Origin of the sequence: Streptosporangium sp. NPDC000509 (assembly GCF_042898365.1) — a bacterium.
GTDB lineage: Bacteria > Actinomycetota > Actinomycetes > Streptosporangiales > Streptosporangiaceae > Streptosporangium.
This window is the reverse complement of record NZ_JBIAYX010000008.1, coordinates 45,004-60,524: the sequence shown is the minus strand read 5'-3', so window position 1 is coordinate 60,524 and position 15,521 is coordinate 45,004. Positions and strand designations below refer to the sequence as shown.

General features: G+C 70.8%; 13 protein-coding genes. 9 read left to right on the top strand and 4 right to left on the bottom strand.

Annotation, left to right across the window (positions count from 1 at the left end):
* Positions 1-13: 13 nt before the first annotated feature.
* Both ACFY3D_RS16190 and ACFY3D_RS16185 read right to left on the bottom strand, forming a co-directional pair.
* Positions 14-772, bottom strand: coding sequence for an SIS domain-containing protein (locus ACFY3D_RS16190; protein ID WP_350944771.1), 759 nt, complete (start codon positions 770-772; stop codon positions 14-16).
* A 2-nt stretch (positions 773-774) separates the two neighbouring features.
* Positions 775-1,659: a MurR/RpiR family transcriptional regulator gene (locus ACFY3D_RS16185; RefSeq protein WP_389980135.1), complete on the bottom strand. Its 885-nt coding sequence runs from the start codon at positions 1,657-1,659 to the stop codon at positions 775-777.
* A 191-nt stretch (positions 1,660-1,850) separates the two neighbouring features.
* Between ACFY3D_RS16185 and ACFY3D_RS16180 the strand changes: the two genes are divergently transcribed.
* The 8 genes from ACFY3D_RS16180 to ACFY3D_RS16145 all read left to right on the top strand — a co-directional run bounded on the left by ACFY3D_RS16180 (position 1,851) and on the right by ACFY3D_RS16145 (position 10,295).
* A complete protein-coding gene (locus ACFY3D_RS16180; RefSeq protein WP_362898679.1) occupies positions 1,851-2,225 on the top strand; it encodes a hypothetical protein in 375 nt (124 codons plus the stop codon).
* A 267-nt stretch (positions 2,226-2,492) separates the two neighbouring features.
* Positions 2,493-3,086 (top strand): HAD family hydrolase, encoded by a 594-nt coding sequence (locus ACFY3D_RS16175; RefSeq protein WP_389980133.1) that lies wholly within the window; start codon positions 2,493-2,495, stop codon positions 3,084-3,086.
* 37 nt (positions 3,087-3,123) lie between these two features.
* On the top strand, positions 3,124-3,756 hold the full coding sequence (locus tag ACFY3D_RS16170) for a MerR family transcriptional regulator (protein WP_389980131.1): 633 nt from the start codon (positions 3,124-3,126) through the stop codon (positions 3,754-3,756).
* A gap of 258 nt (positions 3,757-4,014) precedes the next feature.
* Positions 4,015-5,028, top strand: coding sequence for a glutamine synthetase (gene glnII / locus ACFY3D_RS16165; protein WP_362898685.1), 1,014 nt, complete (start codon positions 4,015-4,017; stop codon positions 5,026-5,028).
* Positions 5,029-5,222: 194 nt separating this feature from the next.
* Positions 5,223-5,813, top strand: a complete 591-nt coding sequence (locus ACFY3D_RS16160) for a TetR/AcrR family transcriptional regulator (RefSeq protein WP_350944776.1) — start codon at positions 5,223-5,225, stop codon at positions 5,811-5,813.
* Positions 5,814-6,142: 329 nt separating this feature from the next.
* Positions 6,143-7,069 (top strand): TrmB family transcriptional regulator, encoded by a 927-nt coding sequence (locus ACFY3D_RS16155; RefSeq protein WP_389980129.1) that lies wholly within the window; start codon positions 6,143-6,145, stop codon positions 7,067-7,069.
* An 86-nt stretch (positions 7,070-7,155) separates the two neighbouring features.
* Positions 7,156-8,829: an FAD-dependent oxidoreductase gene (locus ACFY3D_RS16150; RefSeq protein WP_389980127.1), complete on the top strand. Its 1,674-nt coding sequence runs from the start codon at positions 7,156-7,158 to the stop codon at positions 8,827-8,829.
* A gap of 44 nt (positions 8,830-8,873) precedes the next feature.
* Positions 8,874-10,295 (top strand): ATP-binding protein, encoded by a 1,422-nt coding sequence (locus ACFY3D_RS16145; protein ID WP_362898691.1) that lies wholly within the window; start codon positions 8,874-8,876, stop codon positions 10,293-10,295.
* 150 nt (positions 10,296-10,445) lie between these two features.
* Here ACFY3D_RS16145 and ACFY3D_RS16140 read toward each other — a convergent pair whose 3' ends face one another.
* Both ACFY3D_RS16140 and ACFY3D_RS16135 read right to left on the bottom strand, forming a co-directional pair.
* The gene (locus ACFY3D_RS16140) at positions 10,446-11,705 is read right to left on the bottom strand and encodes an alpha/beta fold hydrolase (RefSeq protein ID WP_389980125.1); all 1,260 of its coding nucleotides are present in this window, start codon (positions 11,703-11,705) and stop codon (positions 10,446-10,448) included.
* 76 nt (positions 11,706-11,781) lie between these two features.
* Positions 11,782-13,014 carry an ROK family transcriptional regulator gene (locus ACFY3D_RS16135; RefSeq protein ID WP_389980123.1) on the bottom strand — a complete coding sequence of 411 codons (1,233 nt, stop codon included), beginning with the start codon at positions 13,012-13,014 and terminating at the stop codon, positions 11,782-11,784.
* Between the two features lie 346 nt (positions 13,015-13,360).
* On the opposite strand from ACFY3D_RS16135, the gene ACFY3D_RS16130 reads away from it, so the two are divergent.
* Entirely contained in the window at positions 13,361-15,487 is a 2,127-nt protein-coding gene (locus tag ACFY3D_RS16130; RefSeq protein WP_389980121.1) for a protein kinase, read from the top strand.
* Positions 15,488-15,521: the final 34 nt, after the last annotated feature.

Genomic DNA, 15,521 nt, shown 5'->3' with positions numbered 1-15,521 from the left:
TGAGGGGCGGTGCTCAGGCACCTCGCCGGATCCTTCCGGCGTAGCGGTTCTCAAGGGCGCGGTTGTGCTCGTCACCGCCGGTCACGTTGGCGGAGCGGTAGATCGGCGGGGTGAGGCCCGCCTCACTCAGGTCGCGCACCACCTCGGCCACGACCATCTGGGCGAGCAGCGCCGAGGTGATGGTGGAGACCGCACCGAACGTGCCGCCGTCCGGGAGCGGCAGGACCGCGTCGCCGTACGGGGCGCGGTTGTCGAGCACCACGTCGGCGAGGTCGAGGAGCTTGCGGCCCGAGGGGTGGCGGGAGGTCATCGCGGTGCTGTGCCGCACCGATGTCAGGGCGATCAGGGGGTGCCCGTGCTCCTTGACGATCGAGGCGAGCTCGACCACCGATCCGTTCACCCCTGAACTGGAGATCAGCACGAACACGTCCTCGGGACGGACAGGAGCCAGGTCGTAGATCCGCCGGGCGACCGAGGGGTCGCGCTCCAGCTCGCCGGGTGCTCCCAGCAGGGTGGCGACCGGGGCGTCCCCGTACAGGACGACGTCGCGCAGGGCGAGGCGGTTGCTGGGCACCAGGCCGCCCGCGCGTCCGGCGATCTCCATCGCGATCGCCTCGGAGTGCCCGGAGCCGAACGCCTGGATCACACCGCCACCGCGCAGGGACTCGACGATCAGCGCCGCCGCGGCCCCCACCGCCTCCTGCTGGGTGCCGGAAACCTCGTCCACCAGTGCCTTGACCTCGTGAACGTACTCGGCAGCACCGATCCGCACGGTCAGCTCCTCTCCACGCGATGGCTCTCCAGAGCCCTGATCGTCAACTCGAAGGCCTCGTTGGTCTGCTCGTAGGTGCGCTGCGCGACCGCGACATAGACGGTGTCGAGGACGAAGAGCTGGGAGTGGACGGCGGCGAGGCCGCCCAGCCTGAAGGTGGTCTCGCGGCTCGCGGTGGTCAGCACCTGATCCGCCAGCTCGGCGAGCGGGGAGCGGGCGAAGGAGGTGACCGCGACGGTGAGCGCGCCCCGGTCCCCCGCCTCGCCGAGGGACTCCAGCACCTCGCGGGTGCGGCCCTGGTGGGAGATGCCGATCGCGACGTCGCCCTCGGCGAGCAGCGCGGCGTCGGCGAGCGCCTCGTGCGCGTCGGCGTGGCTCCAGCAGGGGATCCGGATGCGGCGCAGCCGCCCGCCCATCATCACGGCGACCGCCCCGCTGGTGGAGACCCCGAAGATGAGGACGCGGCGGGCCGCGACGATGGCGTCGGCGACCGTGGCGACGGTGCCCACGTCGAGCTGGGCGGCGGTCTCCTGGATGAGCCGGGAGTCGGCGGCGGCCATCACGCCGATCGCCGCGTCGAGCGGATCGGTGGGACCGATCTCGTGGCCCACCCCCGCGTCCCAGTTGGCCTGCGCGGCACGCCCGTTCTCCGTGGCGAGGGCGACGCGCAGCCCGGCGTACCCGGCGAAGCCGAACACCCTGCAGAAGCGGGTCACCGTGGCGGGCGAGCTGCCGCTCCGCTCGGCGAGCGTGATGATCGTCGATCGCGCGGCCTCGGCGGGGTCGGCCAGGATCGCCTCCCCCACCCGGCGCAGCGCCTCGGGCAGCGCGGGTGTCTCGGTCTGTATGCGTCCGAGCGCGCCTGCGGCCACAAGCATTCCTTTCATCAGAGTTCTTCTGGGTGAAAATTATTCTCAAGTCAAGCTCACGTCAAGGCCGTCGAGGGCACCGTTCTGGGCACCGCGCCCGCCCGTCCGGGGCTTCGGGGGAGAAATCGACAACCTCCGGCGCCTTTCGGGCGTCGTTTCTAGCAGAGGTTCCAGAAAAAGGAACCGCGCTGACGGAGGCGAACCCCACGATGACTCCACGTCCGGCCGACACGCCGCACCAGGTTTCCGGCGCGCACGTCCACGACGAGCTCGCCGCTCGGCGCGCCCGGCGCGCCCGGGACCAGAGACTGCGCAACGACCCGCACATCCGGCTGCTGGAACACGAGCACGGCATCCGCTTCACCGCCGAAGAACTCCAGGCCGCGGAGCGCCAGGCCCAGGAGCTGCTGACGTCGCCGCCTCACCAGGAGCCGCTCGTCGACGAGGAGACACGCTCCCTGCAGCTGCTCGTCTGGCGCCGTCTGGGCCCGCGGGGGTTCCAGGGGTTCATGCGGGAGCTTGAGGAGATGGAGAACGAGCTGGCCAGGGCACGGCACGACGGCTGGGGCGACGAGATCAGCTGAGTCCTCCCGCACCGGCCGCGTTCCGACGGATCGGCACCTCCGGGGTACGCGGGCGACCGCGCGCACCCGCCGGGCCGGAGCCCGCCGGACGAGCTCGGGAGCCCTGCCCGCCCCGCCTGCGGAAGCCGAAAAAACGCACGTTCGCCGCCCTGACCGCCCCTCGCGATCTCACCCGTCGCGGTGACGCGACCACCCCCCGGGCAGGCGCCCGCCCTTTCCTGGGCGGGCTAAAGTGGGCGTAGATCCACCGTCACGTGTTAGGCGACCATGCTCCACCAGCGACTCCAGCCCCCCACCCCCTACGCGGCCCTGATCTTCGACTGCGACGGGACCCTCGTCGACACCACCTCCGCCAACGAGAGCGCGTGGCGGACCGCGCTGGCCGGGTGGCAGGTCGATCTCGACTCCGCGTGGTACCGGGCGCGCACGGGCCTGTCGTCCGACCGTCTGCTGGCGGAGCTGGAGACCGAGACCGGAGCCGAGCTCGACTACCAGGCGGTGCGGGCGGCGGCGCTCGACGCCTACCAGTGGCTGATCCACACGGTCACCCCGCACCGGCCGGTCAGCGCGGTCGCCGAGGCTCACCGGGGACGGGTGCCGATGGCCGTGGCCTCGGGAGGTACCCGCCAGGCCGTGGAGGAGACCCTGCGGGTCACCGGCCTGCGCCCCCTCTTCGACACCGTGGTCACCAGGGACGACGTCCGCTACGGCAAGCCCGCCCCCGACGTCTATCTCCTCGCCGCGCGCCTCCTCGACGTCGCCCCGTACACCTGTGTCGCCTACGAGGACACCGACGAGGGAGTGGCCTCCGCCCTCGCCGCGGGGATGACCGTCATCGACGTCCGCCCCTCGCTGCGCTAGCGGCGCCCCCCACACTGGCCATCTGTACTATCCAATGATGCGGATATCCGAGCTCAGCGCCGCATCGGGCGTCTCCATCCCGACGATCAAGTACTACCTGCGCGAGGGCCTGCTTCCCGCGGGCGAGCAGACCTCGGCCACCAGCGCGCGGTACGGCGAGGGCCACGTGCGCAGGCTGCGGCTGATCCGGGCGCTGCTGGAGGTCGGGCGGCTGCCCATCGCCTCCATCGGCAAGGTGGTGGCCGCCGTCGACGACGAGAGCCTGGACCTGCACCACGTCCTCGGCGTCACGCAGTACGCCCTCGCGCCCGAGGCCGAGCCGGACACGCCCGACGAGGAGTGGACGCGTGCCCGCGCCGAGGCCGATGCCATGATCACCAATCTTGGCTGGCAGATCAAGCCCGAAGCCCCGACCCGCGACGAGCTGGCCCAGGCCGTCCTCACCCTCGGCCGGCTCGGCATGCCCGCCGACGGTGAGGCCCTGCGCCCCTACGCCGACGCCGCCCTGCGGCTCGTGACCGAGCACGAGATCGACACCGTCCCGTTCGACGGCCCCCGCGAGGAGGCGGTCGAGGCCCTCGTCCTCGGCACCGTCGTATACGGCAGGGTCCTCGACATCATGCGGCGGCTCGCCCACGAGTCGGTCTCGGCCCGCCTCCTCGGCGGCTGATAGCACATGCGACAAAGGTGACGAAAATGACTTGGCGCAATAGTCGGCGTCACCTGTGACGGATGTCTCAATCGTTCCAATCGTCCCACGAAAAGGCAGCTCACAGCCCTGGAAAACACCTGTGAGGATTTCAATACAGCCTCTGCCTGCTCGTATAGGCCCGAGTAACACTCTGTTCACATATGGGCAACAGATGCGAAATCGCGCCTTGCGAATCTTTGAGAGCAGAAGATCCCTCCATCCTCAAGGACTCCGCCGATGACCTTCAAGGCTGAATACATCTGGATCGACGGCACCGAGCCGACCGCCAAGCTTCGTTCCAAGACCAAGGTGATGGCGGACGGTGCGGAGCTCCCGATCTGGGGCTTCGACGGGTCCAGCACCAACCAGGCCGACGGCTCCTCCTCCGACCGTGTGCTCAAGCCGGTCTTCACCTGCCCGGACCCGATCCGCGGCGGCGCCAACGTGCTGGTGCTGTGCGAGGTGCTCAACATCGACATGAGCCCGCACTCCAGCAACACCCGCGCCGCCCTCGTCGAGGTCGCCGAGAAGTACGCCGACCAGGAGTCGTGGTTCGGCATCGAGCAGGAATACACCTTCTTCAAGGAGGGCCGCCCGCTCGGCTTCCCGATCGGCGGCTTCCCCGCCCCGCAGGGCGGCTACTACTGCGGCGTCGGCGCCGACGAGGTCTTCGGCCGCGAGATCGTCGAGAAGCACCTCGACTACTGCATCGAGGCGGGCCTGGCCATCTCCGGCATCAACGCCGAGGTCATGCCGGGGCAGTGGGAGTTCCAGATCGGCCCGGCCGGTCCCGTCGAGGCCTCCGACCACATGTGGATCGCCCGCTGGCTGCTCTACCGCACCGCGGAGGACTTCAACGTCGGCGCCACCCTGGACGCCAAGCCGGTGAAGGGCGACTGGAACGGCGCCGGCGCGCACACCAACTTCTCCACCAAGGCGATGCGCGAGGAGTACGACCCGATCGTCACCGCCTGCGAGGCCCTCGCCGCGAACGCCCTGGAGCACGTCAAGCACTACGGCGCCGGCATCGAGGAGCGCCTCACCGGCCTCCACGAGACCGCCCCCTGGAACGAGTTCAGCTACGGCGTCTCCGACCGCGGCGCCTCGGTCCGCATCCCGTGGCAGGTCGAGGTGGAGAAGAAGGGCTACATCGAGGACCGGCGTCCGAACGCCAACGTCGACCCCTACCTCGTCACCCGCCTCATCGTGAACACCTGCTGCTCCGCCCTGGAGAAGGCCGGCCAGGTCTGATCCGACCGCAGACTCGAAGGCCGCGGAAGCCCTGCCGGGGGTCTCCGCGGCCTTCGGCGTTCCGCTCGTCCGCTCCCCCACCCCCTTCGGCCGTGTCCGGGGTCTCTCGGGGAGAATCGACCCGCGAGCGCGGCCAATGCGGCGAGCCGAGCAAGACGATACGTTTCGACTCGTGAAATGATACGTTCGGGCACGTGAAGACCCCGAACCCGGCCCGTCGCAGCGAGCAGTCGCGCCGGGCCATTCTGAGCGCCGCCTTCGACCTGGTCGCCGAGTCCGGATACGCCAAGCTGACGATAGAGGCGATCGCCGCCCGCGCGGGAGTGGGCAAGCAGACGATCTACCGCTGGTGGCCTTCCAAGGGCGCCGTGTTCATCGACGCCTTCCTCTCCAGGACCTCCGACGAGGAAGGGAGCGTCGCACTTCCCGACACCGGCGACCTCGGGGCCGACCTTCGCCTCACGCTGCGGGCCATCGTCGACGAGTACCACGATCCCGAGCTCGACACGATGACCAGGGCACTCACCGTCGAGTCCCTGAACGACCCCGCGATCAGCGCCGAGATCACCGCGCGACTCCTGGGGCCGCACCTGGAGGCGACCAGGGAACGGCTGCGCAGTGCCCAGCGGGCGGGCCAGGTCGCCGAGGACGCGGATCTGAGCGTGGCCGTGGAGTTGCTGTACGGACCGATCTACCACCGCTGGATGCTGCGCACCGCCCCTCTCACCCACGAGTACGCCGACACACTCGTGGAGTTCGCCCTGCGGGCCCTGAAGCCCGCGTAGCGAAGCGGAGGTGCGGCGGCCGCGACCGAAATTACCGCGCACGCCACCCGAGCGGGACGGGCCCCGGCCCCGCGGCGCTCCCACCCGTGGAGGCCACCGGGACCGGCGGGTCCGGCCCCGGACAGGATCGGGCGGTGCCCCTCGCAGGCAGCTGAGCACGCATGATGACGTCGGCGGCCGGACGAGAGTGAAACGCCTCCCGGTGGAGCGCTCCCACGCTTCGTCGCCCCCGTTCCACGGGTCCGGACGACCTCACGTCACAAAAATCCTACAAAACAGGTGCTTTAGGACAGCGCTAAACGGGTAGTCGGCGCCGTACCATAACTGCGATGCGGGACGTAGTGGAGCAATTACAGCGCTTGGGCATGTCGGGTTACGAGGCCAAGGCGTACGTCACCCTGGTCGGCGCCGGACAGCCCCTCAACGGCTACGAGGTCGCCAAACGTTCGGGGGTGCCGCGCAGCACGGTCTACGAGACGCTTGGCAAGCTGGTGGCCAAGGGCGCGGCCTACGAGCTGCGTGGCTCCGACGACGCCACCGACTACCTGCCGCTACCGCCGCGATCCCTGCTGGAGCGCATGCGCAGGGAGTTCGCCGACTCGATCGGGGCACTGGAGGTCGCGCTGCCCGCGATCGTGGCGCCGCCCAAGGCCTATCTGATCCACAGCCTCAAGGACCCCGTGGCGCTGCTCGACCGGGCGGAGGACGTGGTGGCCGGGGCACGGAGCGACCTGTTCGTGTCGATCTGGCCCGAGGAGATGAAACCGCTCTCCCCGCTGATCAGGCGCGCCGTCGAGCGCGGGGTCGAGACCTCGGTGATGCACTTCGGCGCGGCGCGGGAGCCGGTCGGGAACCTGTACGAGCGCCGTTTCCCCTTCCCCGCGCCCCTGCACGAGGGCGAGGGGAGCGTGAAGGAGGACCAGGACCACCGGCTGCTCGTCGTCGCGGGGGACCGGCGGGAGGCCCTCGTCGGCGGTTTCGCCGGCGGCACCGCGTGGGGCGTCTACACCGAGGACCCGGCCGTCGTCGCGATGGCGGTCGAGTACGTCAGGCAGGACATCGCCCTGCAGATCGTCGCCGACCGGGTCGGGCACGAGGCCATGCGCGAGATCTGGACGACCGACTCCGAACTCAGACGCTTCCTCGGCGACCGCGACCACCCGGCCGTCCTGCTGCGCGCCGCCGGGATGCCCGGTCACCGTCTCCACGGTTCCCTCGCGTCCCCCGCGACTCCCACCCCTCATGACCACGCCTGATCAATGCTGGCTTTAACACGGATGTGACATCCTTCGGAGAGATTGTCCTTAATATCGGCTATCTCCATCTCGGGGGAAGGCAGGACATGGAAAAACCGGTCATCATGACGGTCGACGACGATCCTGGCGTGTCCCGTTCCATCGCCCGCGACCTGCGGCGCCGCTACGGCCACGCCTACCGCGTCATCCGGGCCGACACCGCGGTCGAGGGCATGGCCAGTGTCCGCGAGCTGCGGCTCAGGGGCGACGACGTGGCGGCGATCCTCGCCGACTACCGGATGCCCCAGATGAACGGCGTGGAGTTCCTGGAGCAGGCGATGGACCTGTATCCCTACGCGCGCCGCGTACTGCTGACCGCCTACGCCGACACCGATGCCGCGATCCAGGCGATCAACGTGGTCGATCTCGACCACTACCTGCTCAAGCCGTGGGACCCGCCGGAGGAGAAGTTCTACCCGGTGCTGGACGCCCAGCTCGACGCCTGGCAGCGGACGGATCGGCGCGAGTCCGACGAGCTGCGGGTGGTGGGCGCGCGCTGGTCGGCCCCGTCGTACGAGGTCAGAGAGTTTCTGTCGCGCAACCAGGTGCCCTACCGCTGGATGCTCGCCGACTCCTCTGAGGGCGCCGAGCTGCTCGCGGCGGCCGCGGAGGCCGGGGAGAAGGGGGCCGCCGGCCCGGCCAGGCTGCCGCTGGTCGTCACCGGCGACGGCACGAAGCTCACCGCGCCGAGCACCTCGGAGCTGGCCGAGGCCGTGGGGTTGTCCACCGCCCCGGCCACCGACTTCTACGACCTGATCGTGATCGGGGGCGGTCCCGGCGGCCTGGGGGCCGCGGTCTACGGCGCCTCGGAGGGGCTGCGCACGGTGATGGTCGAGCAGCACGCCTCGGGCGGGCAGGCGGGCCAGAGCTCCAGGATCGAGAACTACCTGGGCTTCCCCGACGGCGTCTCCGGCGCGCAACTCGCCGATCGCGCCAGGCGCCAGGCGCTGAAATTCGGCGCCGAGCTGCTCACCGCCCGCACGGTCACCAGCCTTGAGGTCAAGGGCCAGGCCCGGGTGGTCGGCTTCGCCGACGGCGGCTCGATCGCCGCGCACACCGTCATCCTCGCCACCGGCGTCTCCTACCGGCGGCTGAACGCCCCCGGCCTCGACGACTTCATCGGCTCCGGCTGCTACTACGGCGCGGCCCTCACCGAGGCGCCCGAGTGCGCGAACCGCGAGGTCTACATCGTCGGCGCCGCCAACTCGGCGGGCCAGGGCGCGGTCTACCTGTCGGGGTACGCCAGCAAGGTCCACCTGATCGTGAGGGGCGACGGGCTGGAGAGGACCATGTCGCACTACCTGATCGAGCAGATCTCCCAGATCCCGAACATCGAGGTGCACACCGAGACCGAGGTGGTCGGCGCCGAGGGCGAGGGCCACATGGAGCGGATCACGCTGAAAGGTCCCGAGGGCGAGCGCACCGTCGAGGCCGAGTGGCTGTTCGTCTTCATCGGCGCCCAGCCGTTCACCGACTGGCTCGGCGACACCGTCGAACGCGACGCGAAGGGCTTCGTCCTCACCGGTCCCGACCTGACCGCCGACGAGAACAGGCCGCGCAACTGGCCGCTCCGGCGCGGGCCGTACCACCTGGAGACGAACGTGCCGGGGGTGTTCGCCGCCGGCGACGTCCGTGCCGACTCGATCAAGCGGGTCGCCTCCGCGGTCGGTGAGGGCGCGATGGCCGTGGCCCTCGTCCACCGCTACCTGGAGAAGACGTGAGTGCCCCCGACGAGGTCTCCTGCGGCGCTCACGAAGGAGGTCAAATGATCGACATCGAGGTGCTCCGCGGGCTGTTCCTCTTCGAGAAGCTCGACGACGACAAGCTCCGGTGGCTCGCGAGGTACGGGGACGAGGAGGAGTACGAGGCGGGCGACCCGATCGTCAAGCAGGGGGATCCCGCCGACTGCTTCGCCGTGCTCGTCGAGGGCGAGGTGGTGATGGTCACCGAGACCACCGCCGGGCCCGTCACGATGACCCCCACCTCGCAGCCCGGCGCCTACGGCGGCGCGGTCCTCGCCTACCTCGGAGACCGCGCCCCGGCCACCTACGCCCACACGCTGCGCGCCACCAAGCCGACCCGCATGTTCATGCTCCCCGCCAGGAAGTACGGCATGATCATGGCCGAGTGGTTCCCGATGGCGGTGCACCTTCTGGACGGGGCCCGTCTGGGCGGGATGGCACAGCGGGAGCTCATCGACCGGCGGCAGCGGCTGACCGCGCTCGGCACGATCACCGCCGGACTCACCCACGAGCTCAACAACCCGGCCGCGGCGGCGGTGCGGGCCGTCGACGACCTGCGGGTCCGGATGAAGACCTCGCGCAGGCGGCTGGCCGTGCTGGCCGAGGACGGCATCGAGCCCCACCGGCTGAGCGCCCTGGTCGACCTGCAGGAGGCGTGCGCCGCCGGCCTCGCGGAGATGCCGCCCCGCTCCCCGATGGAGATCTCCGACGCCGAGGACGAGTTGTCCGACGCCATGGAGGACGCGGGGGTGGAGGACCCCTGGGAGATCGCCTCGCCCCTGGTGGCGGCCGGCTTCAAGCCGGAGAAACTGGACAAGATCCGCGAGGCGCTGGGCGAACGGTACCTGTCCGGGGCGATGCACTGGCTGGCGGAGGCCATCGAGATCACCCAGATGCTGAACGAGGTGACCGACGCGACCGAGCGGATCTCCTCGCTGATCGCCTCCGCCAAGCAGTACTCCCAGATGGACCGGGCGCCGTACCAGACGGTGGACGTGCGGGAACTCCTGGACAGCACCCTCACCATGTTCCGCGGCAAGATCCCGCCGGGGATCAGCATCGTCACCGACTACGACCCGGACCTGCCGCCCATCCCGGCCTACGCCGGGGAGCTCAACCAGGTGTGGACCAACCTGATCCACAACGCGCTGGACGCGATGGCCGGCACCGGCGTCCTGACCGTCCGCACCCGCCTCGAGCACGACACGATCGCGCTGATCGAGATCTGCGACAGCGGCCCCGGCGTCCCCGAGGCCCTGCGCGAGCGGATCTTCGAGCCGTTCTTCACCACGAAGGCGGTCGGCGAGGGCACGGGGCTCGGCCTGGACATCTCCTTCCGCATCGTCGCCGGCCGACACGGCGGCGACCTGCGCGTGGAGTCCAAGCCCGGCGACACCCGCTTCGAGGTGCGTCTGCCCCTCACCGAGACGGCCGCTCCCGGCTGACACCGGAACGTGGGGTCCTCCCGCCCGGCGGCGGGAGGACTCCACGGCCTCCATGGCGTCCGGCCGGTTACCGCGGTCCGGGAGGCGTGGGCGTTCGGTTCGGAAGGCGCGGGTGCTCAGGAGCCGTGGCCGCTCGGCGGTTATGAGCGCTCAGGAGCCGTGGGCACCACCCGCGATCTCCATCAGGCGGGCGAGGACCCTGCCGCCGGAGACCCTGACACCGTCGTGCTCCCACTCGTTGGTCACCCAGGTCCGCACGCTGCCCACCGCCTTCGCGGTGCGCATGGACAGGCCCTGATCGACGTACATGTCGTCGTAGTAGACGGCGGCGGTCACCGGAACCCGGTTGGCGGCCAGCCGGGCGGGATCGTAGAGGGCCGGCCAGTCCGAGACGGTGGCGAGAATCTCGGCGGCGCCCTTGAAGGGGCGGAGCGCGGCGATCTCGTCGAACATCCAGGGATAGATCATCTCTCCGGTGGGCAGGGTCGGCACGGCGTCCTCGCGGAACTCCTCGGGCAGCAGCCGGTGCGCGGCCCAGCCGGTGGCGGCACCCTGGGCGTAGATCGACTCGTGCAGGACCGCGTAGAGCGGGTTGCCGACGAAGCCGGTGGCCATCATGACCTCGTACAGGAACAGGTCGGAGAGCCTGCCTCCGCTCCAGGCCTCCTCCAGCACCCAGTGCAGGTATTCGGCCCCGTCGCTCATGCCCAGGCACATGCCGAGGGTCTGCAGGCGGCGCACGGTCAGCACGTCGCCGTCGGGCAGGAGCACCTCGCGAAGGCGCAGGTGGGCCGCGATCGCGTCCAGGCGCTCGGAGTCGTGCGGGTAGCGGGCGAAGTAGCGGTTCACCTTGTCGCGGACCCGCGGGTAGGTGCGGGAGTAGACGTCGTCGGCGGTGGCGTCGAGCCCGACCAGGCCACCGGTCACGTAGCAGGCCGCCAGGCCCTCGGGAGCCCGGGAGAGGTAGGTCAGCGTGATGAAACCGCCGTAGCTCTGACCGAGGGTCTCCCACGGCCGGTCACCGGAGAGCTCGCGCCGGATCAGCTCGGCGTCGGCCACGATCGAGTCGGCCCGGAAGTGCGCGAGGCGGGCGGCGAGCTCGGCGTCCGTGCCGCGTACGGTCTGCGCGGTGATGGGGGTGCTGCGGCCGGTCCCCCGCTGGTCGAGCAGCAGGACCCGGTGGGTCTTCAGCGCGTGTCCCAGCCATCCGTCGGCGGAGGCCGGGCGAGGCGACTTGCCTCCGGGGCCGCCCTGCAGGAACAGCAGCCACGGGAGATCCTCCCCCCGTCGTTCCGGGGCCACCGCCTCACGGGCGAAGACCTCGATCGTCTCGCCACCGGGGTCGGCGTGGTCGAGGGGAACGGTGAACACGTGGTCGGTGAGCGCCACACCGGGCAGAAGGACAGTCACCCACGGAAAGTTATCGGACCCGTACGCCCGTTCTCGCTTTCGCGTGCCGCCCGGGGCACGGCCTCACTGCGCCGGTTCAGCCGGACACGTGTCCCGCCGGGGCTGGGGCGAGGGGCGCGACGCGGCCCGCCGGGCGCACCGCGTGGCTGCGCAGCAGGAAGTCCTCGACGACCAGGGTGGCCGCGCCCAGGGCGACCGCCTCGGCGCCGAGCCTGCCCAGCTCGATCGACGTCTGTGCGAAGGGCAGCGGCAGGGCGTACCGGGAGGCCGCGGCGCGGATCTCGGGGAGGAACCTCTGCCCGAGGAGGGACCCGGCCCAGCCGCCGAGGATGACGCGCTCGGGGTTGAGGAGGTTGATGAGGTTGGCCAGCCCGGCCCCCAGGGAGCCGATGGCCTCCTCCAGCGCGGGCCGCGCGAGCGGGTCGGCGAGGAACTCGGCGAAGACGCTCTCCTCGTCGTCACCTCCCAGGTCCCTGCCCGCGCCGGCGAGTATCGCCTCGGCCCCGACGTAGGCCTCCAGGCAACCCTGGCCGCCGCATCGGCAGGGACGCCCACCAAGAACAATCTTGGTGTGTCCCCACTCACCGGCACCGTTCGCCGTTCCCCGGTAGGTGACGCCGCCGTTGACGACGCTCGCCCCGGCCCCCGTGCCGATGAAGGCCATGACCAGGTGCTGGGCACCCTTGCCCGCGCCGAACCAGAGCTCGGCCTGGCCCGTCGTCTTGACCCCGTTGTCGGCGAAGACCGGCAGCGAGGTGCCCTCGCGGATGAGCGCGCCCAGGGGAACACCGTCCCAGCCGAACGCGCGGGCGTGGATGAGCAGGTCAGGCCCCTGCTCGGCGACGCCGGGTACACCGAGGCCCATGCCCAGCACCTCGGACTCGGTGGCTCCGGCGTCGGACAGGACCGCCTCAAGACCGTCGAGGACGTGACGGGCCACCACCGCCGGCTCGTGGTGGCCCGGGTCGAGGGCGAACTCCTTTTTCGCCCGCTCCCGCAACGCCAGGTCGTACAGTTCCACGCGGACGCGTGTCTCTCCGACGCCCACCCCGACCACGTATCCGTACGAGGGATCCACCCTGAGCATGATCCGTGGCCGCCCGCCGTCCGAGTCGACGGAACCCGTCTCCACCACGATGCCGTCCGTGATGAGGTCGCCGATGACGTTGCTGACCGTGGCCGCGCTGAGCCCGGTCAGCCGGGCGAGATCGTGCCTGCTCAACTCGTCTGCGAAGTACAGAGTCCACAGGACCACGGACCGGTTGCCCTTGCGCACGTCACGAAGGGTCCCCCGCTGTGGACGGCTCATACTTCTCCCCCGGGGAATTAATTTCAGATGTTAGTACAACTATTCTAGTCACTGCCGATCCAGGCTTTCCCGCCGTGCCCACCTGTCCTGGAACGGTCCGCTCGCCTCGGGTACCGCGCGGGTTTCCCAGACCGCGACCACGCGTCCGCCGTTCCCGGCGATCCCCCGACCGAGAACCTCCGCGACTCCCTTTTCAGGAGTCGCATGACTCATTAATCTCATAAGCCACTAAATCGGCTACCGGCCATTATTCCAACGTCACTCTCCGCCAAAGTTGACCAATCGTGACAACCAACCGCAGGGGTGAGACCGTCGAACAAGTCGACGGCGCTCGGAAGGGGACGGGATGGTTCCGGGATACCGCGAGGTTCGGGAACTCGGCATCGGCGGAGGCGGGCGCGTGGTGCTGGCCACGTACGCCCCCACCGGCGCCTACGTGGCCATCAAATACCTCAACGCGACCCTCAAGGACGATCGTCGCTTCCTGGCGCGCTTTCGCGCGGAGGCGCGCGTCATGGTGGAGTTGCAGGACCCGAACGTGGTCCAGCTCTACGAGTACTACGAGGACGTCCTCGAAGCCGCGATCGTGATGGAGCTGGTCGACGGGGTCGCGCTCAGGCGGATCCTGTCCGAGCACGGCAGTACGAGCCCGGAGGCGGCGCTGGCCGTGCTCAAGGGCTCGCTGCTCGGTCTGGCCTTCGCGCACACCGCCGGCATCGTGCACCGCGACTACAAGCCGGAGAACGTGCTGATCCAGGCCGACGGCGGCAGCAAGCTCGCCGACTTCGGCATCGCGGCCCACGTCGGGGAGGCGGGGGTGACCGCGGGCACTCCCGCCTACATGGCCCCCGAGCAGTGGGAGGGGGCGCCGGCGAGCGCGGCGAGCGACGTCTACGCGGCTACGTGCGTCTTCTTCGAGTGCCTCACGGGCCACCGGCCGTACGCGGCCGATCACCGCGTCGTGATGATGCACCGGCACCGGCACGCGCCGATCCCGGCGGAGGAGGTGCCGGCGTCGGTACGCGGGCTGGTCACGCGAGGTCTGGCCAAGAACCCGGCGGACCGGCCGCGGAGCGCGCGGGCGTTCCTGGAGGAGCTGGAGACGGCCGCGCGGGCGGCGTACGGACCGGACTGGGAGCAGCGCGGGCGGCGGCACCTCGCCGAGCTCGCCACGCTGCTGGCGCTGGCGTTCCCGCTGGCCAAGCCCACCCCGAAGGCCGGCTCCTCGGTCGCCCAGACGGTGCTCGGCCGGGTGGGACGGGCGCGCCGCCCCCGGCTGGGCCCCCGGACCCTCGCCGGGCTGGGAGTGATCACCGTCGCGATGACCGCCGGTGTGATCGCGGCCAACCGGCCGCAGGACCGGCTCTCCGCGGACACGATCTTCACCCCGCCGCCCAGCTCCGCGATCATCCAGGAGACCCCCGCGCAGCGGCGGCAGAGCCGGGTGTCGGCACCGCCGGACCCCTCCCCTGAACCCGACACCCCCTCGCGAAGCGCCGCCGTCAAAAAGCCCGTCTCCCCCTCGGGTGGCGCGAACCCCGGCCAGGCCACCTCGCGCCCCTCCCTGGTCCCGGCCCCCACCCGGACGGTGGTCGCCCCACCCTCCCCACCCCCCACACCGACCGCTTCGCAGCCACCGCCCCCGCCGCCCACCTCCACACCCACACCCGCCCCCGAGCCCACGCCAACGGCGACACCGGGGCCCGCGCACACGGTGAGCGGCCTGAAGGTCGTGGGAATCGACGCGCACGGGACCACGGTCGGCTTCCGCGCCTCCACGACCGGGAACGTCGCGGTGACCGTCACCTTCGCCGAGGGACCCGACCGTGACCGGCTCGTCCGGGCGTCCTCGCGCACCTCCGTGATCGGCGGGCTGAAGACCTACTCCCACACCGTCCCGCACGCCTTCACCGTCCCCGCCTGCGGGCAGACCCTCTACCGTCGCGTCACCGTCTCCACCGTGCCCCGTTCCACGGACGGGACGGCCGGCCGCACGGAGCGGGTCCACGGCGAGCCGTGCGCGCCACCCGCCGTCTCGATCACCTCCTTCGACGGCACCACGGTCAGGTTCCGGGTGCGGACCCCCACCACCTCGGCGGTGACCGTGCGGCTCGGGTTCGCCCAGAGAGCCGGGGGCACGCGTGGGACCCCGACCGGCGGCGTGCGGGAGCTGGAGCTGTCCGGCGCCACCGAGTACGAACGGGAGGTGACCGGGGAGTTCCCCGACCTGCCCGAGTGCGGGGGGTACGTCACCCGGCTGGTGACGATCACCACCTCTCCCGAGGGGGACACCCCCTCCCGGACGGCCAGGATCGACCTGCCCTCCTGCACCCCCGATCCGGGCACCGGCCAGGACCAGGACACGGGCGCGAGCCCTGGGCCGCGGGAGCCGCGGGACTCCGAGGGACCCACAGGGAACGAGCCCGGCCTGATCGACCTGGACGTAGACCTCGACCTGGACGGCATCCTGTGAGCCGACCACGCCCGCGCCGCGTGGTCGGCCGCCG